At 63.0% G+C, this 24,846-nt stretch carries 22 protein-coding genes, 1 other RNA gene and 5 pseudogenes; 16 read left to right on the forward strand and 12 right to left on the reverse strand.

Annotation, left to right across the window (positions count from 1 at the left end; all coding sequences use genetic code 11):
• Positions 1-12: 12 nt before the first annotated feature.
• The gene (gene fumC / locus AUC70_RS12595; protein ID WP_069445493.1) at positions 13-1,434 is read right to left on the reverse strand and encodes a class II fumarate hydratase; all 1,422 of its coding nucleotides are present in this window, start codon (positions 1,432-1,434) and stop codon (positions 13-15) included.
• Between the two features lie 203 nt (positions 1,435-1,637).
• Here fumC and AUC70_RS18120 point away from each other — a divergent pair, with 203 nt between their 5' ends.
• Together AUC70_RS18120 and AUC70_RS12605 are read left to right on the forward strand one after the other, a co-directional pair.
• Complete coding sequence (locus tag AUC70_RS18120) at positions 1,638-2,633, forward strand: hypothetical protein (protein ID WP_069445193.1); 996 nt, start codon at positions 1,638-1,640, stop codon at positions 2,631-2,633.
• Entirely contained in the window at positions 2,570-3,604 is a 1,035-nt protein-coding gene (locus AUC70_RS12605) for a sensor histidine kinase (protein ID WP_158007449.1), read from the forward strand. Before AUC70_RS18120 ends, AUC70_RS12605 begins: the two co-directional genes overlap by 64 nt.
• A gap of 24 nt (positions 3,605-3,628) precedes the next feature.
• On the opposite strand, the gene AUC70_RS18920 is transcribed toward AUC70_RS12605, so the two are convergent.
• The 5 genes and pseudogenes from AUC70_RS18920 to AUC70_RS12625 all read right to left on the reverse strand — a co-directional run bounded on the left by AUC70_RS18920 (position 3,629) and on the right by AUC70_RS12625 (position 7,038).
• Positions 3,629-4,138, reverse strand: a complete 510-nt coding sequence (locus AUC70_RS18920; protein ID WP_425283608.1) for a cyclic nucleotide-binding domain-containing protein — start codon at positions 4,136-4,138, stop codon at positions 3,629-3,631.
• 85 nt (positions 4,139-4,223) lie between these two features.
• Positions 4,224-5,534, reverse strand: a pseudogene (glsA, locus tag AUC70_RS18925) (glutaminase A); the annotation flags it as partial.
• A 147-nt stretch (positions 5,535-5,681) separates the two neighbouring features.
• Complete coding sequence (locus tag AUC70_RS12615; RefSeq protein WP_069445494.1) at positions 5,682-6,224, reverse strand: SspB family protein; 543 nt, start codon at positions 6,222-6,224, stop codon at positions 5,682-5,684.
• A gap of 50 nt (positions 6,225-6,274) precedes the next feature.
• Positions 6,275-6,699, reverse strand: a transfer-messenger RNA (tmRNA) gene (gene ssrA / locus AUC70_RS12620).
• A gap of 78 nt (positions 6,700-6,777) precedes the next feature.
• Positions 6,778-7,038, reverse strand: coding sequence for a PepSY domain-containing protein (locus AUC70_RS12625; protein WP_069445195.1), 261 nt, complete (start codon positions 7,036-7,038; stop codon positions 6,778-6,780).
• A gap of 95 nt (positions 7,039-7,133) precedes the next feature.
• Here AUC70_RS12625 and AUC70_RS17600 point away from each other — a divergent pair.
• The 7 genes and pseudogenes from AUC70_RS17600 to miaA all read left to right on the forward strand — a co-directional run.
• Positions 7,134-7,913: pseudogene (locus AUC70_RS17600) on the forward strand (thymidylate synthase); the annotation flags it as partial.
• A 261-nt stretch (positions 7,914-8,174) separates the two neighbouring features.
• Positions 8,175-8,453: a dihydrofolate reductase gene (locus tag AUC70_RS18930; protein WP_425283609.1), complete on the forward strand. Its 279-nt coding sequence runs from the start codon at positions 8,175-8,177 to the stop codon at positions 8,451-8,453.
• A gap of 168 nt (positions 8,454-8,621) precedes the next feature.
• Positions 8,622-9,755 (forward strand): FtsH protease activity modulator HflK, encoded by a 1,134-nt coding sequence (gene hflK, locus AUC70_RS12640; protein WP_069445197.1) that lies wholly within the window; start codon positions 8,622-8,624, stop codon positions 9,753-9,755.
• A complete protein-coding gene (hflC, locus tag AUC70_RS12645) occupies positions 9,755-10,693 on the forward strand; it encodes a protease modulator HflC (protein ID WP_069445198.1) in 939 nt (312 codons plus the stop codon). Before hflK ends, hflC begins: the two co-directional genes overlap by 1 nt.
• Before the next feature lie 15 nt (positions 10,694-10,708).
• Positions 10,709-10,894 carry a DUF2065 domain-containing protein gene (locus AUC70_RS12650; RefSeq protein WP_069445199.1) on the forward strand — a complete coding sequence of 62 codons (186 nt, stop codon included), beginning with the start codon at positions 10,709-10,711 and terminating at the stop codon, positions 10,892-10,894.
• A gap of 204 nt (positions 10,895-11,098) precedes the next feature.
• A complete protein-coding gene (locus tag AUC70_RS12655; protein ID WP_069445200.1) occupies positions 11,099-12,538 on the forward strand; it encodes a Do family serine endopeptidase in 1,440 nt (479 codons plus the stop codon).
• Positions 12,539-12,578: 40 nt separating this feature from the next.
• A complete protein-coding gene (miaA, locus tag AUC70_RS12660; RefSeq protein ID WP_244505617.1) occupies positions 12,579-13,499 on the forward strand; it encodes a tRNA (adenosine(37)-N6)-dimethylallyltransferase MiaA in 921 nt (306 codons plus the stop codon).
• Here miaA and AUC70_RS18935 read toward each other — a convergent pair.
• Together AUC70_RS18935 and AUC70_RS12665 are read right to left on the reverse strand one after the other, a co-directional pair.
• The gene (locus AUC70_RS18935) at positions 13,496-14,056 is read right to left on the reverse strand and encodes a KUP/HAK/KT family potassium transporter (protein WP_425283610.1); all 561 of its coding nucleotides are present in this window, start codon (positions 14,054-14,056) and stop codon (positions 13,496-13,498) included. The genes miaA and AUC70_RS18935 overlap by 4 nt on opposite strands.
• A pseudogene (locus AUC70_RS12665) lies at positions 14,036-15,438 on the reverse strand (KUP/HAK/KT family potassium transporter); the annotation flags it as partial. The pseudogene AUC70_RS12665 and the gene AUC70_RS18935, both read right to left, overlap by 21 nt.
• A gap of 401 nt (positions 15,439-15,839) precedes the next feature.
• Here AUC70_RS12665 and AUC70_RS12670 point away from each other — a divergent pair.
• From AUC70_RS12670 to AUC70_RS12705, 7 genes and pseudogenes are all read left to right on the forward strand, one after another.
• Positions 15,840-17,624: an acetolactate synthase 3 large subunit gene (locus AUC70_RS12670; protein WP_069445201.1), complete on the forward strand. Its 1,785-nt coding sequence runs from the start codon at positions 15,840-15,842 to the stop codon at positions 17,622-17,624.
• Positions 17,624-18,163 carry an acetolactate synthase small subunit gene (ilvN, locus tag AUC70_RS12675; protein ID WP_069445202.1) on the forward strand — a complete coding sequence of 180 codons (540 nt, stop codon included), beginning with the start codon at positions 17,624-17,626 and terminating at the stop codon, positions 18,161-18,163. The genes AUC70_RS12670 and ilvN overlap by 1 nt, the downstream gene beginning before the upstream one ends.
• 115 nt (positions 18,164-18,278) lie before the next feature.
• Positions 18,279-19,298: a ketol-acid reductoisomerase gene (ilvC, locus tag AUC70_RS12680; protein ID WP_069445203.1), complete on the forward strand. Its 1,020-nt coding sequence runs from the start codon at positions 18,279-18,281 to the stop codon at positions 19,296-19,298.
• Between the two features lie 207 nt (positions 19,299-19,505).
• Positions 19,506-20,200: pseudogene (locus AUC70_RS12690) on the forward strand (DUF2165 family protein).
• Positions 20,201-20,203: 3 nt separating this feature from the next.
• On the forward strand, positions 20,204-20,593 hold the full coding sequence (locus tag AUC70_RS12695; protein ID WP_069445206.1) for a nuclear transport factor 2 family protein: 390 nt from the start codon (positions 20,204-20,206) through the stop codon (positions 20,591-20,593).
• Positions 20,594-20,779: 186 nt separating this feature from the next.
• Positions 20,780-21,763, forward strand: a complete 984-nt coding sequence (locus AUC70_RS12700) for a L,D-transpeptidase scaffold domain-containing protein (protein WP_069445207.1) — start codon at positions 20,780-20,782, stop codon at positions 21,761-21,763.
• Positions 21,760-22,584, forward strand: a complete 825-nt coding sequence (locus AUC70_RS12705; protein WP_069445208.1) for a L,D-transpeptidase family protein — start codon at positions 21,760-21,762, stop codon at positions 22,582-22,584. Before AUC70_RS12700 ends, AUC70_RS12705 begins: the two co-directional genes overlap by 4 nt.
• Positions 22,585-22,599: 15 nt before the next feature.
• Here the strand turns inward: AUC70_RS12705 and AUC70_RS18125 are convergent, their stop codons facing one another.
• From AUC70_RS18125 to AUC70_RS18140, 4 genes and pseudogenes are all read right to left on the reverse strand, one after another.
• Complete coding sequence (locus tag AUC70_RS18125; RefSeq protein WP_244505618.1) at positions 22,600-22,944, reverse strand: SLC13 family permease; 345 nt, start codon at positions 22,942-22,944, stop codon at positions 22,600-22,602.
• A 14-nt stretch (positions 22,945-22,958) separates the two neighbouring features.
• The gene (locus tag AUC70_RS18130) at positions 22,959-23,261 is read right to left on the reverse strand and encodes an SLC13 family permease (protein ID WP_342022323.1); all 303 of its coding nucleotides are present in this window, start codon (positions 23,259-23,261) and stop codon (positions 22,959-22,961) included.
• Between the two features lie 314 nt (positions 23,262-23,575).
• A pseudogene (locus AUC70_RS18635) lies at positions 23,576-23,797 on the reverse strand (hypothetical protein); the annotation flags it as partial.
• Positions 23,749-24,378, reverse strand: a complete 630-nt coding sequence (locus AUC70_RS18140; RefSeq protein WP_244505621.1) for an SLC13 family permease — start codon at positions 24,376-24,378, stop codon at positions 23,749-23,751. The gene AUC70_RS18140 and the pseudogene AUC70_RS18635, both read right to left, overlap by 49 nt.
• Positions 24,379-24,846 lie beyond the last annotated feature (468 nt).

A 24,846-nucleotide genomic window follows, 5' to 3' on the forward strand; every position in this document is an offset into this window, starting at 1 on the left:
GGTGCGGAGCCGCTACTTTTTCGGAGCGACCATCTCCTCCGGGCGGACGAGCCTGTCGAAATCCTCCTCCTCGACATGACCGAGCCGCACAGCCTCTTCTTTCAGTGTGGTCCCGTTCCTGTGCGCGGTCTTCGCGATTTCGCTGGCGTTGTCGTAGCCGATATGAGGCGCAAGCGCGGTCACCAGCATCAGGGACCGCTCCATATGCTCGGTGATGCGCTCCCGGTTGGCTTTGATGCCGACCACGCAGTTCTTGTTGAAGCTGTCGGCCACATCGGCCAGGAGCCGCACCGACTGCAGAAGTGCGTAGGTCAGGACCGGCTTGAACACGTTGAGTTCGAAATGCCCCTGGCTGCCCGCGAAGGCGACGGTAGTCTCGTTCCCGAACACGCGCGCGCAGACCATGGTCACCGCCTCGCACTGGGTCGGGTTGACCTTGCCCGGCATGATCGACGAGCCGGGTTCGTTTTCCGGCAACAGCAGCTCGCCCAGACCCGAGCGCGGTCCCGATCCGAGCAAGCGAATGTCGTTGGCGATCTTGAACATGGCGGTTGCCACGGCCGTCAGGGCGCCATGGGTGAACACATAGGCGTCGTTTCCGGCCAGCGCCTCGAACTTGTTCTCGGCCGGGACGAAGGGAAGCTTCGTGAGCTCCGCCATCTTGCGGGCGAAGATGTCCGCGAAGTCGGGATGGCTGTTCAGCCCCGTGCCGACGGCCGTGCCGCCCTGCGCCAGAGCGTAAAGGCCCGGCAGGGTCATCTTGAGCCGCCTGATGCCGAGATCGATCTGCGCCGCATAGCCGCCGAACTCCTGGCCGAGGGTGAGGGGGGTCGCGTCCTGCATATGCGTCCGGCCGATCTTCAGAATGTCCTGAAAGGCTTCGGCCTTGTCTTTGAGGGCCGCATAGAGGCGAGACAGGGCCGGGTCCAGCCGGTAGGCGATCTCCTCGGCGGCGGCCACGTGCATGGCCGTCGGGAACGTGTCGTTCGAGGATTGGCCCATATTGACGTGGTCATTCGGATGAACCGGCTTTTTCGTGCCCAACTCCCCGCCGAGGATCTCGCTGGCCCTGTTCGCGATGACTTCGTTGAGGTTCATATTGGTCTGGGTACCGGACCCGGTCTGCCAGACCACGAGCGGGAAATGCCCTTCCATCTTGCCGTCGATGATCTCGGTCGCCGCGGTGGCGATGGCCTCGGCCAGCGTGGAATCGAGGCGTCCGAGCTCCTGATTCGTGAGCGCCGCGGCCTTCTTGACCAGGGCCATGGCGCGGATCATAGGTTCGGGCATCCGTTCGTCGCCGATCTGGAAATTTTGGCGCGAACGCTGGGTCTGCGCGCCCCAATAGCGGTCGCCGGGGACCTCGATCGGCCCAAAGGCGTCCGTCTCCGTACGCGGTGCGGACGAGGATTTCGGGGCGTCGGCTGCAGACATGAGCGAGATTTCCTTTTTGTAACTTGGAGATTGGTCGAGGAGCAGGTTTCTGGAATCCTTGGCCTGCCAACGACCGGACAATCTGACCTAACGCTATACCATTGCGGCGAGGGATGAGAGAACCTGGGATGTGGCGGCGTTTGCCACAATGGCGGTAGGGGCACGAGGGCTGGCTAGGCCAAAGCGCCTGACGAGGAGGATGTGTGACGGCGGCGTCCAGTAAGATCGTGCTGCCTCAGTCGAAGACAGTGCAAGCTTGCGAAACCTATGCCCGGTTCGCGGCTGTGTTGGTCTGCGTCATCGGCGAGGTGGTGCTGGCCGCATGGATCGGCATCTTGCCAGAGCGCTTCCTGCCGAGCCTGGCCGGAATGCCCCCCATCGCGGCCATCGGCGTCATCCTCGCAGGCCTCGGCCTCTTATGTTTCACCTACAAGCGGATCCGCTTCCTCTCGAGAACCATCGGCCTCGTGCTGGCCTTGTTCGGGCTCTTGATGCTCGGCCAGGCGGCTTTCGGCGATATCGGGCTGAATACATTTCTGATCCCAGACGAGGCTATCCCGCAGGCTCAGCTGAGCCATGAGTTCTCCTTCGCTCAAGCCGCGCCGGCTGCGCCGCTCCCAGTCCACGAGGGGACATCGACCGGTATCGTGGTGGCGCTCATCCTGTTCGGCGTGGCGCTGTTCTATGCCGAGCATCACCGCGTGGCGCCCTCAGTCCTCAGCCAAGTGCTGACGCTCGTCTTGCTCGCCCAGGTTCTGCTCGTGGTGACGGGCGCGGCCTATGGTGTCGACATGGACGGCGATCCTTTCCCATTCATGCGGCTCACGGTCTATGGCGTGATCGCGTTCGTCTTGCTGGCGACAGGGCTGATCTTGGCGTCCCCGGAACGGGGCATTGCGTCCGCGATTCTGGAGCAGTCTCCCGCGGGCGAGATGCTGCGCCGGCTCCTGCCGGGCATTCTGACCGTTCCGCCGGTGCTGGGATGGTTCGCGCGGGAAGCGAGGTCAACGCGCTCTACGACAGCGCCGCGACCCTGGTCATCTTTGCCGTGGCCAGCATTGTCGTGCTCGCCCTGTTCGCCTGGACGGCCCTTGGGGCCGTGCGCCGGGCCGATAGCGGCAGGCAGGTGGCGCTCATGGATTTGCGGGGACAGCGCGAGTGGCTCTCGACGACATTGGGATCGATCGGCGACGGCGTGATCGCGACGGACCCGAGCGGAAGCGTGCTACTGCTCAACAGGGTCGCCGAGGAACTGACGGGCTGGCCGGCGGCGGAAGCGCGCGGACGGCCCATCTGGGTCGTATTCCGTGTCGTGGATGAGGAGACGCGCAAACCCGTCGACGATCCGGCCCTGAGAGCGCTCCGCGAGCGCGAGGTATCCCGTATGGAGTCCGGCGCCATGCTCCTGACGCGCGACGATCGCGAACTCCCGGTGGAGCATTCGGGCGCCCCGATCATCGGGCAGGACGGCTCACTCGCCGGCGCCGTGCTCGTGTTCCGCGACGTCACCGAGCGGCGGCGCACGGCGCAGCGCCAAACCATGCTGGTCGGCGAACTGAACCACCGGGTGAAGAACGCGCTGGCGATCGTTCAGTCGCTCGTCCAGGCCAGCCTGCGCCAGGCCAAGGACCCGACCACGCAAACCATGGCCCGCACACTGGCCGAGCGCTTGCGCGCCTTGCACCGGGCGCACGATCTGCTGCTCGAATCCCAATGGTCCGGCGCGAGCCTGAAGGCGATGGTGGAACGCGAACTCGAGCCCTACAAGCGGGAGGGTGGACCCAAGGTCGTGATCAAGGGGTCCGACGTGCTGCTGCCGCCGCAATGCACGTCGATCCTCGCCATGACGCTGCACGAGCTCGCCACCAACGCGGTCAAATACGGCGCCCTGTCGCAGAACGACGGCCAGTTGAACGTCGCCTGGAAGACGCAGCGGCGAAACCGGCTCATCCTCGTCTGGGAGGAGAAGGGCGCCCCCATGGTGCAGAAGCCCACGGCCCGGAAAGGGTTCGGGTCGCAGCTCATCGATCAGGGCATCCGCCACAATCTCGGCGGCGAGACCAAGACCGAGTTTCGCAAGTCCGGACTCTATGTGGAACTCAGCGTACCCCTGACGCCATCCAACGAGCCGCGCGCCGCTCCCGACAAGGTTCACGCGCCGGCTGCCTAGGAGCACGGTCTCCCGCCTGGAGTCCTATTCCAGAACGCTGATTTCCTCGTTGGCGTGACGGAGACGCTCGGAGAATTCGCGCGTCAGATTGCCGAGAATAGTGATCATCACGTTGGGATGCTCTTCGGCCAACTCGTGCAACTCTTCGACGCCGAGCCCGTAGCAGATCACCTTCTCGTTCGCGATCACGTCGGCGGAGCGTGTACCGCCGTCGAGCAGCGCCATCTCGCCGAAGGTCAGGCCGGGCCCGATCGAGCACGCGCTTGTGCCGCCCGGGCTTGTCGTGGAGCTTGATCTCAACACTGACCGTGCCGCGCGCCAGCACGAAGAAAAGCTTGGCGGGATCGCCCTCGCGCATGATGACGTCGCCCTTGTCGAAGACGAGGGGCCGCACGATCCCTTCGACCAATCGGCATTCCTCGGGCGTGAGCCCGTCGAACAGGTTGATCTGATTGAGCGAGAACTTGGTGCCGGTGCTGGAGCCCTTGCCGGCGAGAAGCTGATCCTCGCACCATTCCAGCGCGGCGTCGGCATCGCGGAACTGGCGCAGGGCGTGACCTTCCGCCGTCTCGGCAAGCACCCGCGTGAGCCGGTCGAGCGATCCCTCGTTGTCGATGGACGCAAAGACGAGCTCCGTGTCGCTCTTCGCCATCGCGCGCACCGCCCGCCCGATCAGTTTGCAGGCCGCGTTGTCGGCATGGTGTACGCGCTTGAAGTCGACGACGATATATTTCGAGTCCTTGGCGAGTTCGGTCAGCTTGCGCAAGAGTTGCTCGGTCGAGCCGAAGAAGAGGGCGCCCTGTGCTTCGAGCACGGCGATCTTGTGGCCTTCCTCCGCGAGGAGCGTTCGCTCTTCCAAAGTGCGCAGCCGGTTCGAACGGACCATGTCGGCGCGGTAGTCGCGGCGCAGAACGCTGCGGACGTTGGTGTGATTGTAGAAAGAGTGGAGCTGGAACTCCCTCGACATGTCCTGGCACACGGCGATGCCGCGCACGCTGTTTCCCTGCGTATCGATCGGAGGCGCGTAAACGCAGATCCCGATCTGTCCGGGGATCGCGGCGATGATGCACCCCGACACGCCGCTCTTGGCCGGCATGCCGACTTCGTAGGCCCATTCGCCGGCATAGTCGTACATGCCGCAAGAATTCATCACCGTGAGTACGTCCCGCACGTACTGGGTGTCGAAGATCTTGTGATCGGTCACGGGGTTCGTCCCGTCATTGGCCAGCGTCGCCGCCATGACAGCGAGGTCGCACGCGGTGACGCTGAGCGCACACTGACGGAAGTAGAGTTCGAGGACTTCCTCCGGGTCGTGCTCGATCATGGCGGTGTTGAGCATCATGTACGCGATGGCGCGGTTGCGGTGGCCCGTCGCCAGCTCCGACTTGTAGACCGCTTCGTCGATCTCGATCTTGCGGGCGGCGAGGCTCGAGAACAATTCGAGCATGTTGTTGGTGCGCTGCTGTAGCGTGTCGCCCTGCATCATCTCCGCGACCGCGATCGCGCCCGCGTTCACCATGGGGTTAAAGGGCCGGTTGGCGGCCTCGTCGAGTAAGATGGAGTTGAAGGCCTCACCCGTCGGCTCCACGCCGACCTTCTCCAGGACGCGCGAACGCCCGTGGTGCTGTAGGGCGTACCCGTACATGAACGGCTTGGAGACCGATTGGATCGTGAACGGCACGCGGGCATCGCCCACCGTGTAGAGCTGACCGTCCACGGTGGCGATGGCGATACCGAACAGCTTTGGATCGACCTTGCCCAGCTCGGGGATATAGGCCGCCGGCGCACCACCCTCGATTTTCGAGATGCGTGCGTGGATCTCGTTCAGATAGTCCTGAATGGGCGCAAGCGCCCCGCCGTCCGCGTTCGGCGCGCCGCGGATTAGATCGAGTTTGTTCAAGTATGCGTCTCCCCAGCCGATGCGTGACACCGCATCCCGCGAGCATCAATCAGAAATCATGCCATGTCGACCATCCGGCCAATTGGGCGGACGGGCCATTTCGCACGTGCCGTGATGGCTAATGTGTGGGCATACCGTCGCCGCGGACGCACAAGAAAGCGGCTGCTTCGGGGTGCGCTACTTCTTGCGGAAGTTGTCGAGCTGCACGACTTCGGCCGGAGGCCGGGACATCACCACTTCGACCGGTTCGGTTTCGCTGGTTTCTTCGGCCGGTGGCTCCGTACCCGGACGGTCGTCGGACTGGTCGCTCACCACATCGGGCAGAGCGGAGGCCATATGCTGGCGCGCCGAGTCGTTGGCGGCGCCCGGCTTTCCGAACTGGAGACCGAATTGCGCCGACGGATCGTAGAAGGCCTTCACCGCGCTGAAGGGAATTACCAGCCGTTCGGGCACATTGGCGAAGGACAGCTTCACCTCGAAGCGCTCGTCCCACACGAACAGGTCCCAGAACTGGTACTGGAGGACGATTGTCATCTCCTCCGGGTACTGTTCCTTCAGGCGTTTGGAAATGGAAACGCCTTCGGCGCAGGTGTCGAAGGCGATGTACAGATGGTGCTCGCCGGGGAGCCCATCGCGCTGGACTTGTGTCAGGACCTCGCGCACCACGCCGCGGAGCGCGTCCTGTGTCAGAAGATCGTATCGAATTCCATCGTCTGCCATGTAATGGCGCCGCTCCATTTTTGGCGACGTAGGCAGTCCACCCCGTCAGAAGTGGAGGGCTTCTGTTGCCCGGTGCCCTCCGAAACCGCGCCTAACCTCTGCGAGGAGGCTAGGGCTTTAATTTAGGCTATCGCGCCGCATTACGCAGCGAGACGTGCCTCCGCATAGTTGTCATTGGCAACTATAAGGTTCGGCCCGATAACGGCGGATACCATGCCGAGCGAAAGTACGACCTTTACACCCTCGTCGATCCTATTTCGGCCCCGCCACGTTTCAGTCGTTACCGACTTAACGCCGCAAGTCCCATGCCACAGCTCTCTGGCCCGCACGTCACGTGCTCGAGAGACTGAAACCTGGTGGAGCCGCCGGGTACCGCCCCCGGGTCCGAATGGTTTATTACGTCAACCGTTTATCGCCATAGTCGGCCGAAGCCGACACCACATATATAAGCCCCAAAGAGGTTAATTGAAAGATCGGGAGGTAGATAACCCCCAATCTTCACCCCTTGAATAGGCTTGTCGCACAGTGAGTTGGCAGAGCCGGATCGGATGCGCTAGTCGCGTTCCATCTTGAGCACGCGGCCGGTCGTGGCATCGACGTGCATCTCGATATCGTCGCCGCGGGCATCTTCGCCCTCGACTTTCCAGATATTCCTTCTGCGCTTGTATTCGATGTCTTCGAGGTCGACGATACCCCGGTCGAAGGCCATCTGCCGGACCCGCTCGATGCCGATGCTCTGGGCATAGGCGGCGGTGGAGACGAAACCAAGGGTAGTGCAGGCCGCAAGGCCGAGGACAACTGTCAGACGACGCATTGAATGCTCCTTCTACAAGTCTATCGACAAAGTAGCGAGCCCGGCCTGTGAGTCTCGGCATTCCGGACCTCGGTGAATATAGGGACACTCTGACGTTGCGCCAATATCTCGAGCTCCTCTCTCATGTCCGCCATGCGGGCCTCCGCAAGGAGGATCGGACCGGCACCGGCACCCTCAGCCTATTCGGGGCGCAAATGCGCTTCGACTTGAGCGAGGGGTTCCCACTCATGACCACCAAGAAGCTGCATGTGAAATCGATCATCCATGAGCTTCTGTGGTTTCTGCAGGGCTCGACGAATATCCACTATCTCAAGGAACATGGCGTCAGGATTTGGGACGAGTGGGCCGACGAGAACGGCGATCTCGGGCCCGTCTACGGCAAGCAGTGGCGCTCATGGCCAACCGCGTCGGGGGGCGAGGTCGACCAGATCACGGCGCTGGTCGAGGGCATCAAACAGAACCCCGATTCGCGGCGTCACATCGTCAGCGCGTGGAATGTGGGCGAGATTCCCAACATGGCGCTCCCGCCTTGCCACTGCCTGTTCCAGTTCTATGTCGGCGACGGCCGGCTGTCCTGCCAGCTCTATCAGCGCTCCGCGGATATCTTCCTCGGCGTGCCGTTCAACATCGCGTCCTATGCCCTTCTCACGCACATGGTCGCGCAGGTCACGGGGCTGGAGCCCGGCGACTTCGTGCACACATTCGGGGATGTGCATCTGTACCTGAACCATCTGGATCAGGCCGACGAGCAGCTTTCGCGCACGCCCCGGACGCGGCCGCGCCTCGAGATCAACCCGGAAGTGACCTCGCTGTTCGACTTTGTCTACGACGATTTCAAAATCGTCGGCTACGACCCCTATCCGGCGATCCGCGCGAGGTGGCTGTGTGACCGACGAGTCCGGAGGACGGTCCCCCGCCATCGCCCTGGTCGTCGCCATGGGCGAGAACCGCGCCATCGGCCTGGACGGCGGGCTGCCCTGGCACTTGCGGTCCGACATGAAGTTGTTTCGCGCCGTGACCATGGGCAAGCCGGTGGTCATGGGGCGGTTCACCTTCGAATCGCTGCCACGCGTTCTCGACGGCCGCCTCAATATCGTCATGACCCGGAACGCAACGTCACGGCGCCTGGGGTGGTCGTGGTTCGCGATCTTGCGGCGGCGCTGGAAGAGGCGCGCCTCTGGGCCGCCAAGGAGGGTGCCGACGAAATCGCCGTGATCGGCGGGGAGGCGGTGTTTGCCGAAGTCCTGCCTCAAGCCGACCGGATCTATCTCACCGAAGTCCATGCCGCTCCGGAAGCCGATACCTGGTTCCCGGAACTCGACCCGGACGCGTGGCGGGAGGTCTCGCGGGAAGCCTTCGAGGCGGGTCCAAAGGACGACCACGATTTCAGCATCGTGATCTTGGAGCGGGTTTGAGCGAATAGGGCCGCCTTCGATTGCGCGCCCATTGGTACTGGCCTATAACCTCCCGGATTCTTGTCGCGGTTCCGCCACTTGGTGCGCCTAATCTCCCCTGCGATTGGCGCGGCCCAAATGTGGCGGCTTCGCGCGAAAGCCCCCTCAGCAATCAGGACGAGAGACAATATGCCTTGGAGCAATCAGAGCGGCGGTGGCGGCAACAACGGGCCCTGGGGGCCCAGGCCGGGCGGTTCCGGCGGTGGCGGCCAGCAACCTGACCTGGAAGACATACTGCGCAAGAGCCAAGACAAGCTGCGCCAGGCCATGCCCGGTGGCGGCGGCTGGCTGCTTCCGGCCGTCTTGGCCGTGCTCGTCGCCGTTGTGGTCGGCTTCTTCGGCTTCTTCGTTCGGGTGAACACGGACGAGGTCGGCATCGTGCTGCGCTTCGGTGAATATGTGCGCCAGCTTCCGCCTGGCCTGCATGTCCGCCTGCCGTATCCAATCGAGGAGGTCATGCTCCCGAAGGTGACGCGCGCCAACCGGATCGAGATCGGCATTCGCTCCGCTCAAGGCGGCGGGCTTTCGGTGCGGGATGTGCCCGAGGAAAGCCTGATGCTCACGGGCGACGAGAACATCGTCGACATCGACTTCGTCGTGGTCTGGAAGATCAGTGACGCACCCGACTATCTCTTCAACATCCAAAATCCCGAAGGCACCGTGAAGGACGTCTCCGAAAGCGCCATGCGTGAAATCGTCGGACAAAGCGATATCGAGCCCATCTTGACGTCGTCTCGCGCCCAGACCGAAGGCAAGGTGCAGCAGCTCATTCAGCGCACGCTCGATGGCTACAAGGCCGGTATCGAGATCACGCAGGTTCAGTTGCAGAAGGTCGATCCGCCGGCTCAGGTCATCGACGCGTTCCGCGACGTGCAGGCGGCTCGCGCCGACGAGGAGCGTCTGCAGAATGAGGCCCAAGCCTATGCGAACCGGGTCGTCCCGGAAGCCCGCGGTGAGGCCGAACGGATCCTTCAGAACGCACAAGGCTATCGCGATCAGGTCATCGCCGAGGCGAAGGGTGAGGCGGAACGCTTCGAGAAGGTCCTGCAGGAATACGAGAAGGCGCCGGACGTGACGCGTCAGCGCATCTTCATCGACACGATGAAGGAAGTCTTTTCCAAGACTGACAAGATCATCATCGACAAGGATGGCGGCGGTGGCGTGGTGCCCTATCTGCCACTCACGGAATTGCAGAGGAAACCGCCGCAATCGCCGGCATCGTCCACGTCGGCTCCCTCGCTCCAGACCGGAGGGCAGCAGTAATGAAAAAGGCAACCCTTACGCTCATTCTGCTGCTGATCGGCATCCTGGCCATCGGCGCCTATCTGACGCTGTTTAGCGTCTACCAGACGCAGCAGGCCCTGGTTCTCGAGTTCGGTAAGGCGAAGCGGGTCATCGATGACCCGGGCCTGAACTACAAGATCCCGTTCATCCAGAACGTGGTCTTCTTCGACAAGCGGCTGTTGGATTTGGATTCGGCGCCTCAGGAAGTCATCGCCGCCGATCAGAAGCGGCTTGTGGTCGACGCCTTCGCGCGCTGGCGGATCACCAATCCGCTGCTGTTCTACCAATCGGTGAACAACGAGTTCAACGCACGGACACGGCTCAGCGACTTTCTTGAAGCCGCGCTTCGCCGCGTCCTCGGTTCGGCAAGTTCGAGCGTCGTGCGGGACGATCGTAACGAGCTGATGCGGAAGATCACCAACGAGATGAACGAGAACGCCCAGAAGTTCGGCATGACGGTCGTCGATGTCCGGATCAAGCGGGCGGACCTGCCCGAGGCCAACAGCCTCGCCATCTTCCGCCGGATGCAGACGGAACGTCAGCGCGAGGCCGCGGAGATCCGAGCCGAAGGTGAGGAGGCGTCCCGCCGCATTCGCGCAGACGCTGACCGCCAAGTGACGGTGGTGAAGGCCGAGGCGACGGGTGAATCCGAGCGGATTCGCGGTGCGGGCGATGCGGAGAAGAACCGCGTCTTCGCCGAAGCCTTCGGCAAGGACCCCGACTTCTTCGCCTTCTACCGCTCCATGCAGGCCTATGAAGGCGCCTTGCAGTCGGGCGATACCAGGATGCTGCTCAGCCCGGATTCGCAGTTCTTCCAGTACTTCAACGACGCTTCGGGAGCCCGTCGCGGTGCTTCTTCCAGCATGCCGAAAGGGGACAAGAGCGCCGTAAGCCGGCCCTTGAGTTCGACCCCTTAGGCGGGTTGTACGGGCATGGAAGACCTGGGAGTGGCCATCGGTCTCGTCCTGGTGATCGAGGGCCTGGTTTGGGCCCTTGCGCCCCGGTTCGGGCGCCGGCTTCTGGAAGCGGCGTCCGATACACCCGAACAGTCCCTGCGGCTGGCGGGCACCCTCGCGGTTGCGGTGGGTGTCCTCCTCGTTTGGCTGATAAGAGGCTGATCGTGGGCCGGCCCGCGGGGACCGCCGGTCTGCTCCTGCGCACCTCTTGGGGTGAAACCGTGCTTCCTCAGGGCCTACGACTCTCGTTAAAATGCGCGGAACGCTCCGAGGCCTCGGCGCGCTTGAGCTTGGTACGATGACAGGAGTGCGCAGAAGGATGTCCGGACGCAACGGCCAGAGCTGGGCTCGTCGTTTTCGGGGCGCATGCGCCGTGCTTGTCTTCTGCGCTATGCCGCAACTGCCGGTCTCGGGCTTGCCGCGCTCCTCGCGCCGGCGCCGGGTTTTGCGAAGGGCCCCGTATCGGTCGCCGACATAGCCGAGGGACTCCAGGATGCTGTCGTCAATATATCGACGACGCAGACCCTCAAGGAACGGAACGGGAGTCCGCCCGGCCGGAAGGGACCGAAGACCAGCCCCTTCGACGAGTTGTTCGACGACTTCTTCGACGAGGAGGGACCCGACGGTTCCCCGCGCAAAGTCAGCTCGCTCGGATCGGGGTTTGTGATCGATCCCTCGGGACTAATCGTCACCAACAATCACGTGATCGAAGGCGCCGACGAGATCATCGTGAATTTCACCGATGGGTCGAAGCTCAAGGTGATCAAAATCCTCGGCCACGATCCCGAGACCGATCTTGCTCTGCTGCAGGTCAAGCCGCGCAAGCCGCTCAAGGCGATCACCTTCGGAGATTCTTCCATCCTGCGCGTGGGCGATTGGGTGATGGCGATCGGGAACCCCTTCGGCCTCGGTGGTAGCCTGACCGTTGGCGTCGTCTCCGCCGTGAAGCGCGACATCAACGCGGGGCCCTACGACAACTTCATTCAGACCGACGCGGCAATCAATCGGGGTAACTCCGGCGGTCCCTTGTTCAACATGGACGGTCAGGTCGTGGGCGTGAATACCGCGATCATTTCGCCGACGGGGGGATCGATCGGCATCGGTTTTGCGGTTCCGTCCAACACGGCTGTCCGCGTCCTGAACCAGTTGAAAGAATTCGGCGAGACGCGGCGCGGCTGGCTCGGCGTGCACGTTCAAAACGTCACCGACGAGATGGCCTCAACCCTTGGCCTGGAGGAGCCGATGGGCGCTTTGGTAGCCTCCGTCGCTCCCGAGGGGCCGGCGGGCAGCGCCGGGATCAAGCCGCGCGACGTCATTCTCGACTTTGGCGGACAATCCATCCGGAACATGCGCGATCTGCCGCGCGCGGTCGCTAACGGCACGGTGGGAGCGGACGTGCTCCTCAAGGTCCTTCGCGACGGCGAGCTCTTGGATCTCACCGTGACGCTCGGCCGCTTGCCTGCATCCGAGGATGACGAGGCGATCGAGACTGAGGATTCCGACGGTGTGAAAGAACTCCTTGGACTTACGATCGAGCCGTTGACCGCCGATCTGCGGGCCAAGTTCGAAATCAGCGGGACCGTCGACGGGGTTGTGGTGACGGCCGTCGACCCGGACAGTCCGGCGGCGAAGAAGCGCATAGAGGTTGGCGACGTAATCGTCGAAGTGACTCAGGAAGCCGTCCACCGGCCTGAGGAGGTTGTTGCCCGGCTGCGGGCCGTGGAGAAATCAGGACGCCGCAAGATCCTGTTTCTTCTCGCCAACGCGGATGGCGATCTGCGCCTCGTCAACGTCCCGATCAGCTGACGTGGCTCGTCGCCGTCGGCGCGAACCCCAATGGCCCATCGTGTTTGAAGCCGTTCTCATCGCCGGACCTACTGCTAGCGGCAAGTCCGCGGCGGCGCTGGCGCTGGCCGATCGCCTGGGCGGTGCGGTCATCAATGCCGATTCCATGCAGATCTATCGCGAGCTGCAGATCTTGACTGCGCGTCCCAGCGCGGCGGAGATGGCGGGCGTGCCCCACCACCTGTACGGCACCGTGCCCGGACGCGAGGGCTATTCGGTCGGGCGATGGGTTGGCGAAGCGGCCGCCGCCATCGAAGAGGCGCGCGCGGCCGGACACGTGCCGATCCTTGTCGGCGGTACCGGACTCTACTTCATGGCGCTGCTGCGGGGGCTCTCGCCGGTCCCAGACATTCCCGACGAGGTCAGACAGCGCTGGCGCAGCTTTGCGGCCACAGCGCCCGCTAGCGACCTCCACGCCGCACTGGGCGCTCGGGACCCGGTCATGGCCGCTCGCCTCGATCCCACGGATACGCAGCGTCTCGTGCGTGCCCTCGAAGTCGTCGAGGCTACGGGCGTGTCGCTTGCCGAGTGGCAGGAGACAGAAGGGGAGCCTGTTCTTCGTGACGAAGGGCTGCTGAAGCTTGTGGTCGCGCCGGAGCGGGACGTGATCTACGCCGCCATCGACGCCCGATTCGATTCCATGCTGGAGCATGGCGCGCTTGCTGAAGTCGAAGCGCTGACCAAGCTCGGCCTCGATCCGGGGCTTCCTATCATGCGGGCCTGCGGCGTCCCCGAACTCGCGGGCCACTTGGGCGGCGCCATGAGCCTGGACGAGGCGGCCGAGAAAGCGAAGACGTCGAGCCGGCGCTATGCGAAGCGCCAGATGACGTGGGCGCGGCGCTTCATGGCCGATTGGACGTGGGTTCCGGACAGCGAAGCCGCCCTCTTAGTAGGCCCAGAGCCAGGTCCAAACAAACGCTAGACGGTCACCTGCGTGCCGATAGCCACGACGCGGTCGGTCGGCAATTGGAAATAGGCCGACGCATCGTCCGCATTATGCGCAAGATAGACAAAGAGACGGTCCTGCCATTGCGGCATGCCGGATCGCGGGTCCGGCCGTATCGTCCTTTGCGACAGGAAGAACGACGTCGACATGATGTCGAACTGCCAGCCTTTCCGGCGGGCGATCGCGAGAGCTTTCGGAACGTTCGGCCGTTCCACAAAACCGAAATGCAGCGTCATCCGCATGAACTTGTCGCTTATCGGTTCCAACTGAACGCGGTCCTGGGGTGCGACGCGCGGAATGTCCTCGTTCTTGATGGTGAGGATGACGTTGTGCTCGTGCAGCACCTTGTTGTGCTTGAGGTTGTGCAGGAGTGCAGTCGGCGCGAACTCCGGATCGGCACTCAGGAACATGGCGGTTCCGGGCACGAGATGCGGCGGTTTGGTCTCGAGGCTCTTGATCAGAGGCTCGAACGGCACCTCGATGCGGCGTGTCTTCTGTGCCAGGAGCCGCGTGCCGCGCCTCCAGGTGAGCATGACGAGGACCAGGATCATGCCGACGAGCACCGGCAGCCAAGCTCCCTCGACGATCTTCAGCATGCTGGCCATGACGAAGGCGGTGTCGACGAAGGTCAGCGGCGCCATCAGGGCGATCGCCCAGTACAGCTTCCAGCGCCACAGTTTCCAGATGACGATGAAGCCGAGGATGCCTGCCACCCACTCCGTCGCCGCCACCGCCAGCACATAGGCGGAGGCAAGCTCGCTCGACGACCGGAACATGAACACCAGCAGCAGAACGCCGGTCAGTAGGACCCAGTTGACCCGCGGCATGTAGATCTGACCCGCCTGCGATTCCGATGTGTGCCGCACTTCCATGCGCGGCAGAAGGCCAAGTGCATGGCTTGCCGCGTGATCGAGTAGGCGCCCGTGATCACCGCCTGGCTCGCGATGGCAGTGGCCATCGTCGCCAAGGCAACCATGGGATAGAGCGCCCAATCGGGGAACAGTAGGAAGAATGGGTTCGACAGTGCGTCTGGATGTGCAAGCACCAGCGCGCCTTGCCCGAAATAGTTCAGGAGCAGGGCGGGGAGAACCAGAATGAACCATGCCGTCTGAATTGGCTTCCGTCCAAAATGGCCGAGATCGTTGTAGAGGGCCTCGGACCCCGTCACGACCAGGAACACCGCACCGAGCGTGATGAGGCCGATCATGCCGTGGGTGAAGAGAAACTTCAGCCCGTAATAGGGGTTCAGCGCCAGAAAGATGCGCGGGTATTCGGCGATCTCGACCGCCCCAGCGATCGCTATCACCAGGAACCAGACGGTCGTGATCGGCGCGAACAGCGCCGAGACGCGCGCCGTCCCGTGGCTCTGCACGGAAAACAGCGCGACGAGAATGATCACGGTGATCGGGAGCACATAAGGCTCGAACGCGTCCGTCGCGACGTTGAGACCTTCAACGGCCGAAAGCACCGACAGGGCAGGGGTGATCAACGTGGAGCCGTAGAACATGGCCGCGCCGACAATGCCCAGTCCCAGCACGAGCGGCGTGCGTTTGCCCAGTGCGGTGAACGCGAGCGCGGTCAGCGCCAAAGTGCCGCCTTCGCCGTTGTTGTCCGCGCGGAGGAGCAGCACCACGTATTTCAGCGTGACGACGATAATCAGCGACCAGAAGATCAGCGACAGGACGCCGAAAACGGCGGCCTCCGTCACGGCGCCGTAAGAACCGCCCGCGGCGAGCACGGCTTCGCGCAGCGCGTAGAGGGGGCTCGTGCCGATGTCGCCATAGACGACGCCGATCGACCCAAACGTCAGCGCCCAGAACGCGCGGCTCGTTATAGGCGCATTCGCCGGCTCATGGCCGTGGCCGTGTCCATTGCCGTTGGCAACGGCCGGTTCTGACGATGCGGTCTGCTGCATTCAGGATGTGATGAACTGGAAAAGCGTTTTCAGTTACGGGCCCACCAGAGCGTCTCTGCGCCGGCGTGGCTTTGTCCCTCTGATCGAGGTTGCCCCACTAATCGGTATGAGCCTTAGGCGTATCGTCGGCCATTGTCTAGAACGCTTGTGGGAAAAGATGAGGCCCTTTGTCATCATATTTCCCAATCGTGTAATTAATTTACAAAAACAAACTCAGATAGGTAATATATGCAAAGATTGGCCCGAAAAAACTTACCATACATTCGCATTTGTCGTTGACCCTGTGACACCGAGGCCCTAGGGTGCGCGGCCTAATCCGGCACTTTTGCCATTTTGATCGAGATTAACCGGGCAGTGGTTGGTCCAGCCGCTGAGGCCCGGTTTTGTCAGTGGAAAGAGACATGTCTGCCAACGAAAACGGCGCAGCCACGATGACCGGCGCGCAGATCGTGCTTCAGGCGCTCGCCGACCAGGGTGTGGATCACATCTTCGGCTATCCGGGCGGCGCCGTTCTGCCGATCTATGACGAGTTATTTCAACAGGACCGGCTGCAGCACGTGCTGGTCCGTCACGAGCAGGGCGCGGTCCACGCGGCCGAAGGCTATGCGCGCTCGACCGGCAAGGTCGGCGTCGTGCTGGTGACGTCTGGTCCCGGCGCGACCAACGCGGTGACGGGGCTGACCGATGCGTTGATGGATTCGATTCCGGTTGTCTGCATCACGGGACAGGTGCCGACGCATCTGATCGGTAACGATGCCTTCCAGGAATGCGACACGGTCGGCATCACGCGCCCCTGCACGAAACACAATTATCTGGTGAAGGACGTCAATCAGCTCGCCGAGGTGCTGCACGAGGCGTTTTACGTCGCCCGTTCGGGCCGGCCGGGTCCCGTCGTCGTGGATATCCCCAAGGACATCCAGTTCATGACGGGCACCTACAAGGGCGTCTCGAACTCTCAGCACAAGAGCTATGTCCCTCCGCAGAAGGGCGATCAGAACGCGATCGACGCGGCGGTCGAGTTGATGATCAATGCCAAGAAGCCGGTCTTCTACACGGGTGGCGGCGTTATCAACGCGGGACCGGCGGCCAGCGAGAGCCTGCGCGAACTCGTGCGCATGACCGGCTATCCGATCACCTCGACGCTGATGGGGCTTGGCAGCTATCCGGCTTCGGACAAGCAGTGGCTCGGCATGCTCGGCATGCACGGCACCTACGAGGCCAACAACGCCATGCATGACTGCGATGTCATGATCTGCATCGGCGCGCGCTTCGACGACCGCATCACCGGCAGGCTCGACGCGTTCTCGCCGGGCTCGAAGAAGATCCACGTAGATGTCGATCCGTCCTCGATCAACAAGAATGTCCATGTGGACCTTCCGATCGTCGGCGACTGCGCCTTCGTGATCGATCAGATGATCGAGACGTGGAAGGCTAAGAAGCCGTCCGTCGACAAGGACGCGCACGCGCGCTGGTGGGATCAGATCGAGACCTGGCGCAAGCGCAAATGCTTGCATTACCGGAACAAGAGCGACGTGATCATGCCGCAATACGCCATCGAGAGGCTGTTTGCGCTGACACGCGATCACGACACCTACATCACCACGGAAGTGGGCCAGCACCAGATGTGGGCGGCTCAGTATTTCCATTTCGACGAGCCGAACCGCTGGATGACGTCCGGCGGCCTCGGCACGATGGGCTATGGCATTCCGGCCGCGGTCGGCGTGCAGATGGCCCATCCGGAGTCGCTCGTGATCGATATCGCGGGCGAGGCGTCGGTGCTGATGACCATGCAGGAGATCTCGACGGCGGTTCAGTACAACCTGCCGGTCAAGATCTTCATCCTGAACAACGAGTACATGGGCATGGTCCGCCAGTGGCAGGAGCTGCTTCATGGCGGCCGCTATTCGCACTCCTACAGTGAGGCGTTGCCCGATTTCGTGAAGCTGGCCGAGGCCTATCACGCGGTAGGCATTCGCGCCGAGAAGCCGGACGAACTCGACGATGCGATCATCGAGATGATCAAGACGCCGCGCCCCGTCATCTTCGACTGCATGGTCGACAAGCACGCCAATTGCTTCCCGATGATTCCGAGCGGTGAAGCGCACAACAACATGCTGATGGGCGACGACCTGACGGAAGAGGATATCGAGAAGGCCATCTCCGAAGAAGGCAAGGTGATGGTCTGATGGGGCAGCCTGGTTCCGCTTACTCGCTCGAAAAGCCCGTAGAGTCTCTCGAGACGCATACGATGAGCGTGCTCGTGGACAACGAGCCCGGCGTGCTCGCGCGCGTCATCGGCCTGTTCTCGGGCCGCGGCTACAACATCGAGTCGCTGACCGTGTCCGAGACCGAGCACGAGGCGCATCTGTCCCGTATCACCATCGTGACGACGGGAACGCCCATGGTTATCGAGCAGATCAAGAACCAGCTCGACAGGCTGGTGCCGATCCACTCGGTCACGGACCTCACCGTCTGCGGCGAGACGATCGAGCGGGAATTGGCGCTGGTGAAGGTGGCGGCGCGGCGAGAAGCGCGTCGAAGCGCTCGCCTTGCCGAAACCTTCCGCGCGAAGGCTGTGGATGCCTCGCTCGAGCATTTTGTGTTCGAAATCACCGGGCGCCAATCCAAGATCGAACAATTCATCGCGCTGATGCAGCCGCTCGGTCTCGTGGAGGTCTGCCGGACGGGCGTCGCGGCCATCGGCCGGGGCCCGGAGCGGATGTAGCTCTCACGGGGTCATCCGACACTTGTCTTTTTGCGGGTCCGGCGGCAAAACCCGGACCAAATCGTCACAGCCAAGTTTTGAAGACATTGAAATTGTAGAACGTAGGGGAAGAGGTATGCGTGTCTATTACGATCGGGATGCCGATCTCAATCTGATCAAGGGCAAGAAGGTCGCCATCATCGGCTACGGCAGCCAGGGCCACGCCCATGCTCTGAACATGAAGGATTCCGGCGTCGCCGAAGTGGCCATCGGCCTGCGCCCCGGCTCCAGCTCCGCCGCCAAGGCCGAGGGCGAAGGGCTCAAGGTCATGAGCGTCTCCGAGGCGGCCGCCTGGGCCGACGTGGTCATGATGCTGACGCCGGACGAGCTCCAGGCCGATATCTGGGAAAAAGAGCTCAAGCCCAACATGAAGCAGGGCTCCGCGCTCTTCTTCGCCCATGGCCTCAACATCCACTTCAACCTGATCGAACCGCGCGCGGACATGGATGTCTGCATGGTGGCGCCTAAGGGCCCCGGCCACACGGTGCGCGCCGAATATAAGCGCGGCGCCGGCGTGCCGTGCCTCGTGGCCATCGCCCAGGACGCCACGGGCAATGCCCACGATCTGTCGCTCTCCTACGCCTCCGCCATCGGCGGCGGCCGCGCGGGCATCATCGAGACCTCGTTCCGCGAGGAGTGCGAGACCGACCTGTTCGGCGAGCAGGCCGTGCTCTGCGGCGGTCTCGTCGAGCTGATGCGCAGCGGCTTCGAGACGCTGGTCGAGGCGGGCTACGCTCCCGAGATGGCCTATTTCGAGACCGTCCATGAGGTGAAGCTGATCGTCGACCTCATCTACGAGGGTGGTATCGCCAACATGAACTACTCCGTGTCCAACACGGCCGAGTACGGCGAGTACGTCTCCGGTCCGCGCGTCGTGACCGGCGACAGCAAGGCCGCCATGAAGGACGTGCTGACCGACATTCAGAACGGCACCTTCGTGAAGAACTGGATGCTCGAAAACAAGATCAACCAGCCGAGCTTCAAGGCCATGCGCGCCAAGTGCGACGGCCACGAGATGGAAGTGGTTGGCGAGAAGCTGCGTGCCATGATGCCGTGGATCGCAGAGAGCAAGATGGTCGACAAGTCCAAGAACTAGTCGCCTCGCGATCTTCTCTTAGAGACAACGAATGGCCGGGCTCGTCCCGGCCATTTTTCGTTTGGGCAGGCGCGTTCCACGGCGTCTTGCTCTAAGGTTCCCCATCGTCATACGGACGCAGAAGTTTCAGGACACCATCCCGAGGTTTTGAGGGCTATCGGGGCAGGGGGGATCGCCATGTACACCGCTCGTATTGCCAAGATCGTCATGGTCGCGTGTCTCGCGGCCTTCTGCCTGCTGGTCGTGTTCGGCAATCTCACCGACTACCAGTCCAATTTTCTGTTCGTGCAGCATGTGATGAGCATGGACACGACCTATCCGGGCAACAAGCTGATGTACCGGGCGGTCACGGAGCCGGCGTACTGGCAAGCGCCTATCGGCTGATCATCTTCGGCGAAGCGGTGGCGGGCGTACTCTTCCTCGCCGGCGCCATTCGTCTCCTGATGGTCCGGCGTGCCCCGGGGGCCGTCTTCGACCGGGCCAAAGCCATGACGGTCATGGGCGCGCTGGTCGCCTTTCTCGTGTGGTTCTTCGGCTTCATGGTCGTTGCCGGGGAGTGGTACGCCATGTGGCAATCGGCGACCTGGAACGGCCAGGAGTCGGCCTTCCGCTTTTACATGACGGCGCTCGCGGTCTTGATCTTCGTCATGCTGCCCGACCGTGACCTCAAGGAGCCGGCCACAGTCGCGGACGCTCCCAAACCCGCCCGTGCGTCGGCCAAAGCGGCGCCGGCCAAGAAAAGAGCGGCGCTCGCCAAGAAGAAGGCCCCGGCGAAGAAGCGTGCGCCGGCCAAGAAGCGGACGCAGACCAAAACGAGCACCGCCAAGACAAGTGGAGCGAAGACGGGTGCAGCCAAGAGCCGGCTGGCCGCGGCCAACGGCAAGATGGGGGAGGAGAGCTGATCGATGGACAGCACCGAGTTGGAGGCGTTTCTGAAAAAGTTCTACGCCGCGCGCATCGAAGGAGACGTGGAAGCTGTCGGCGCGATGTTCGCAGACGATGCCCGGTTCCGGATTGTCGGCTCACCCGAGTTCAGTATGTTGGCCACATCGGTCCAGGGACGCGAGGGCATCATGAGCCTGTTCAGAACCCTCTCGGACAGCTTCGGGCTGGACGAATTCTCGATCGAAGACTTGCTGATGGATGGGAACAAAGCGGCGATCCGCTGGAGCGCCCGTGTCCAAAATATCACATCCGGCGAGACCTTCACCACGGAGCTGGCCGATTTCATTGAAATCGACTGTGGAAAAATTATATCGCTCAGTGAGTTCCTCGACACCGCGCTCGCGGGCTAGAGGCGTCCGCCGGCCGGTCCTTTCCAGTGATTTCTGCCACTTCTGGGCCGAAATTGGGTGGTCGAATGGCGGAATGATGCGCATAATCCCGCAAATCAGCTGGATTTTGAGAGATTCGGTTCAAGTTTGCGGGGAAGAGGAGCCGATACGCGGGGACGTTGGACAGGGGTCCAGAGGGAGCCAAGAATGACTACATTCAGTCTGAGATCAGCCGCCATCGGCATTGCGGCTGCGGTCTCATTCGCTGCCCCGGGGTTTGCCGCCGAGCCTGACGGCCCGGCCGAACTCGTCACGCGTTCCGAAGCAATCCGGATTTCCGTGCAGGATCAGGTTGGCGCCGTGCCCATGAAGGACACAGCCGAGCAGATCGCCCTGGCCGAGTACTACTCCGTCCCGGACCGCAAGCTGCTCTGGGTCGGCGAAAACGGCCTGAGCGCACGCGGCAAGGCCATCGTCCAGGAGATCGCCAAGGCCGACGATTACGGGCTGCGCGCTTCGGACTACAAACTGCCGAACCTGGCCGGCTTCGACGCGAGCGGGCCCGATGCGGTGACGAAGCTCGCGGACGCCGAGTTGAAGATCAGCGCGGCGGTCATCGAGTATGCACGGGACGCGCGGGGCGGCCGGATCAATCCGCAGAGCCTCAGCAAGAATCTCGATCCCAGTCTTTACCTGCCGGACCCGGCCGAGGTCATCGGCTTCATCGCCATCCGCTCCGATCCTGCCGCTTACTTGCGGAGCTTTCAGCCGACGCATCCCCAGTTCGAGGCACTGCGCAAGCAGTTGATTGCCGAGCGCAAGGGCGGCGCGGCGCCGGCGCCCGTCGCCGACAAGCCCGAAGACGTCGACATTCCCGCTGGCCCGACGCTCAAGCTGGGCGTCAAGCACGGCCAGGTGGCGTTGCTGCGTAAGCGGCTCGAGACGCCGGCCCAAGAAGGTGCCGACGAGTACGTCTTCGACAAGGACCTGCAGAAGGCAGTCATAGCCTTTCAACGTGCGCAAGGCGGCAAGCCGGATGGCATGGTCGGCTCGGGCACGCGCCGCATGCTGAACGGGGGCGAGACCTCGACAACGGTCGTGTCCGGCCAGCAGAAGATCGATCTGCTGCTTGTGAACATGGAGCGTTATCGCTGGCTGCCGCACGACCTGGGCGCGTCTACGTCGACGTGAACATCCCGGAATTCAAAGTGCGGGTCTTCAAGGAAGACGAGCCCATTCACGAGACGCGCGTGATCGTGGGCAAGACGCACACGCAGACGCCCATTTTCACCGATGAGATGGAAGAGATCGTGTTCCGCCCGAACTGGTACGTACCCAATTCGATCAAGCAGAACGAGATTGCGCCCTATCTGCGCAGAGGTGGCGGCTTCTTCTCCAGCGGCTGGGACACGTCCGTGCTGCGGCGTCAGGGCTTGCGGATCCGTGGCGCCAACGGGCGCGACATCGATCCAGATCGGATCGACTGGAGCCGGAACGATATTCGCCGCTACGAGCTTTATCAGCCGCCGGGCCCGCGCAACGTGCTGGGACTGGTGAAGTTCCGCTTCCCGAACACGCACGACGTCTATCTGCACGACACCACGCAGAAGAATCTGTTCTCCAATCCGGTGCGCGCCTTCAGCCATGGCTGCGTGCGGGTCCAGAACCCGGACAAGCTTGCGACGGTTCTGCTCGGACACGATCAGGACTGGTCGGCGGCACGGGTGTCGTCTGCGATGCATAACGGCGCGGATGCCAACAAGGTCTTCATCAAGAACCGCATCCCGGTGTACCTGACCTACTTCACGGCGGTCGCGGACGAGAACGGCGAGTTGAAGCAATACAAGGACCTGTATGGCCACGACCGGCGGATGATCGCCGCGCTCAACGGCCGGCCGATCCCGGCCGGGCTGCCGGACAACGTCACGGCGTCGAGCGGCGGCGGTGAGCGGCGTGTTTCCAGGCGGTCGCGGCGCGGGGACAACCCGTTCGCGGGCATCTTCGACTTCTAGAGATAGACCGCACGCTCACTTCGAGAGCGGCATGAACAGCGCAATTGCCGCGCAGGTGGCGAGGCCGACGATGATGTTCATCGGCACGCCGATGCGCAGGAAGTCGCTGAAGCGGTAATTCCCCGAGGCGTAGACCATCGTGTTGGTTTGATACCCGATGGGCGTGGCGAAGCTGGCGCTCGCGCCCATCATGATGGCGACGAGCAACGGCCGGGAGTCCAGGCCGAGGCTTTCGGCCAGCCCGATGGCGATGGGTGTCAGCACGACGGCCACGGCGTTGTTGGTGATGAGCTCGGTCAAGACGGCAGCCAGGAAGTAGACCACCACGAGCAGCACATAGCCCGAGTTCCGGCCGAGCATCGGCTCGATCGCGGCTACGATGCTTCCACCGCGCCTGTCTTCTCCAGGCCGATGCCGATCGCGAGCATGGCGAAGATCAAGACCAGGATTCCGCCGTTGATCGACTCCCAGGCCTCTTCGGCGTCGATGCATCGCAAGAGCAGGATGGCGGCTACGCCCAGCACCGCCAAGCCACCGATGGGCATGACGTTCAAGGCGGCCAGCGCGACGACGCTGGCGAGCGCGATGATCGCCACCGGGGCTTTCTTGCGCCGGTAGCTCCTCGACCGGGGCTGGGACATGTTGATGAGATCCGCCTCGTCGGCCGCCGCGGCCAAGCCCTCCGGCGTGCCTTCAAGCAGAATTCGATCTGCGCGCGCAGTTGAACCTGCTCGAGGGCGATGCCGGGCAGGTAGCGATGGCGGCTGATGCCGAGAAGGCGGACTCCGAACCGGCCGAGCCGCATGGCGCTGACCGTGTGGTGCGCGCCGCGGCCCGGTGCCAACACCGCTTCGACGATAATGTGATCCCGGTCGCTCTCGCCGCCCCCAACTCCGAGGATGTCGAACCCGCGCTCGCCATGAAGTGTGAGCACCTCGGGCATGGTGGCCTGGATGACAATGCGGTCGCCGGCCTCGAGCACGTGGTCCGCGAGCTTATGGCGGCTCGACGTGCCGTTGCGGTGGACGGCCAACAGCCGGATCCCCTCCCGGTTCAACTCCTTGATCTCGCCCAGAGCCTTTCCGGAGAAGCGGGAGCCCTCGCATACCGTCAACTCCGTCAGGAAATTGACCTTGCCGTCCTCGTCCATCAGGTCCGCCGCGCTCATGCGGGCCGGCAAGAGCACGCGCGCGAGCAGCAGCATGGTCCCCATGCCGACGGTGGCCGCGACAAGGCCGACCGGCGTGATTTCAAAGATGGAGAACGCTGGCAGTCCTTGCTGACGTGCCACGCCTCGACGAGAAGGTTGGTCGACGTACCGATCAGCGTGCAGGTGCCGCCGAGGATCGCGGCGTAGGAGAGGGGGATCAGCAACTGAGTCGGTGCCATGTTCACGGTGCGCGCCAGCCGTACGGCGATGGGGATAAGGACCATGACCACCGGCGTGTTGTTCATGAAGGCGGAGGCGACCATTGTCCCGAGGAGAAACAGCAGCAGCACCGTCTTGGGGCGCTCCTCCGCGTGCGACGTGACCCATGAGGCGGCGGCTTCCAGGGTGCCGGTCCGGACCAGCGCGCCGGAGAGAATGAACATGGCCGCGATCGTGATCGGCGCGCTGTTCGAGAACACGCCCATCACGTCCTTCGTGTCGATCAGGCCGAGTACGAGAAAAGCAGCCGCGCCCGACGTCGCAACGACGGACGGTGGGTACCGCTCGAGCAGGAAAGCGCCGAACGTTGCCGCCAGGATCACGAGCGCGATACCTGTCTGATACTGATCGATAAACTGAGCCAAAGCCGTGCTTGTCCCCTGTTGCCGCGATTGCGCGGACTGTGATCAAAGTTCTATTGCCTGTCCATGGGATCGCCCGGCAGCTCTATTTCATCGCGCGGGGTCCTCAAGCGAAATCCAACCTGGCAGAGACGCTTGGCAGGCCTGGCTTTTTCGGGCCCCGGTCGGCGATGAGGGCAAATTTGCCAAACTTGCGCCTACCGGACTTTCCCGATTGCCCCAGCAGGGTCAATGCGGCGTCTTGCGCTTGCTCTTCGGGGCGGTACACCCTATTTTCCGGTCATCGCAGGCTTCGGAAGGGCCTTCGCGGAGAAGGGCAATGATGCAGCGCTTTGAATTGCAGATGAAAGACGGGCTGGGCGGCATGCTGCCGCGGCAGTCGGCTCTGCGCGCGCGCACCCTTCCGCTCCTCCTTATGTGCCCCTGAGCACCGGCGGTCTCGGCATGCCGAGGCGGGCGTTCAGGGGATGG

This window comes from Methyloceanibacter stevinii (assembly GCF_001723355.1).
GTDB classification, from domain to species: domain Bacteria; phylum Pseudomonadota; class Alphaproteobacteria; order Rhizobiales; family Methyloligellaceae; genus Methyloceanibacter; species Methyloceanibacter stevinii.

Coding starts and splice junctions, on each gene's coding strand:
- AUC70_RS18920 (WP_425283608.1), bottom strand. CDS start 4,138: ATGCCGACGCCGCGCTGGAATGGTGCGAGGATCAGCTTCTCGCCGGCA.
- hflK (WP_069445197.1), top strand. CDS start 8,622: ATGCCTTGGAGCAATCAGAGCGGCGGTGGCGGCAACAACGGGCCCTGG.
- AUC70_RS12650 (WP_069445199.1), top strand. CDS start 10,709: ATGGAAGACCTGGGAGTGGCCATCGGTCTCGTCCTGGTGATCGAGGGC.
- AUC70_RS12670 (WP_069445201.1), top strand. CDS start 15,840: ATGTCTGCCAACGAAAACGGCGCAGCCACGATGACCGGCGCGCAGATC.
- AUC70_RS18935 (WP_425283610.1), bottom strand. CDS start 14,056: ATGCTCACCTGGAGGCGCGGCACGCGGCTCCTGGCACAGAAGACACGC.
- hflC (WP_069445198.1), top strand. CDS start 9,755: ATGAAAAAGGCAACCCTTACGCTCATTCTGCTGCTGATCGGCATCCTG.
- AUC70_RS12605 (WP_158007449.1), top strand. CDS start 2,570: ATGGATTTGCGGGGACAGCGCGAGTGGCTCTCGACGACATTGGGATCG.
- AUC70_RS18125 (WP_244505618.1), bottom strand. CDS start 22,944: ATGCTCGGCCGGAACTCGGGCTATGTGCTGCTCGTGGTGGTCTACTTC.
- AUC70_RS12655 (WP_069445200.1), top strand. CDS start 11,099: ATGCGCCGTGCTTGTCTTCTGCGCTATGCCGCAACTGCCGGTCTCGGG.
- AUC70_RS12700 (WP_069445207.1), top strand. CDS start 20,780: ATGACTACATTCAGTCTGAGATCAGCCGCCATCGGCATTGCGGCTGCG.
- AUC70_RS12615 (WP_069445494.1), bottom strand. CDS start 6,224: ATGGCAGACGATGGAATTCGATACGATCTTCTGACACAGGACGCGCTC.
- ilvN (WP_069445202.1), top strand. CDS start 17,624: ATGGGGCAGCCTGGTTCCGCTTACTCGCTCGAAAAGCCCGTAGAGTCT.
- AUC70_RS12625 (WP_069445195.1), bottom strand. CDS start 7,038: ATGCGTCGTCTGACAGTTGTCCTCGGCCTTGCGGCCTGCACTACCCTT.
- ilvC (WP_069445203.1), top strand. CDS start 18,279: ATGCGTGTCTATTACGATCGGGATGCCGATCTCAATCTGATCAAGGGC.
- AUC70_RS12695 (WP_069445206.1), top strand. CDS start 20,204: ATGGACAGCACCGAGTTGGAGGCGTTTCTGAAAAAGTTCTACGCCGCG.
- fumC (WP_069445493.1), bottom strand. CDS start 1,434: ATGTCTGCAGCCGACGCCCCGAAATCCTCGTCCGCACCGCGTACGGAG.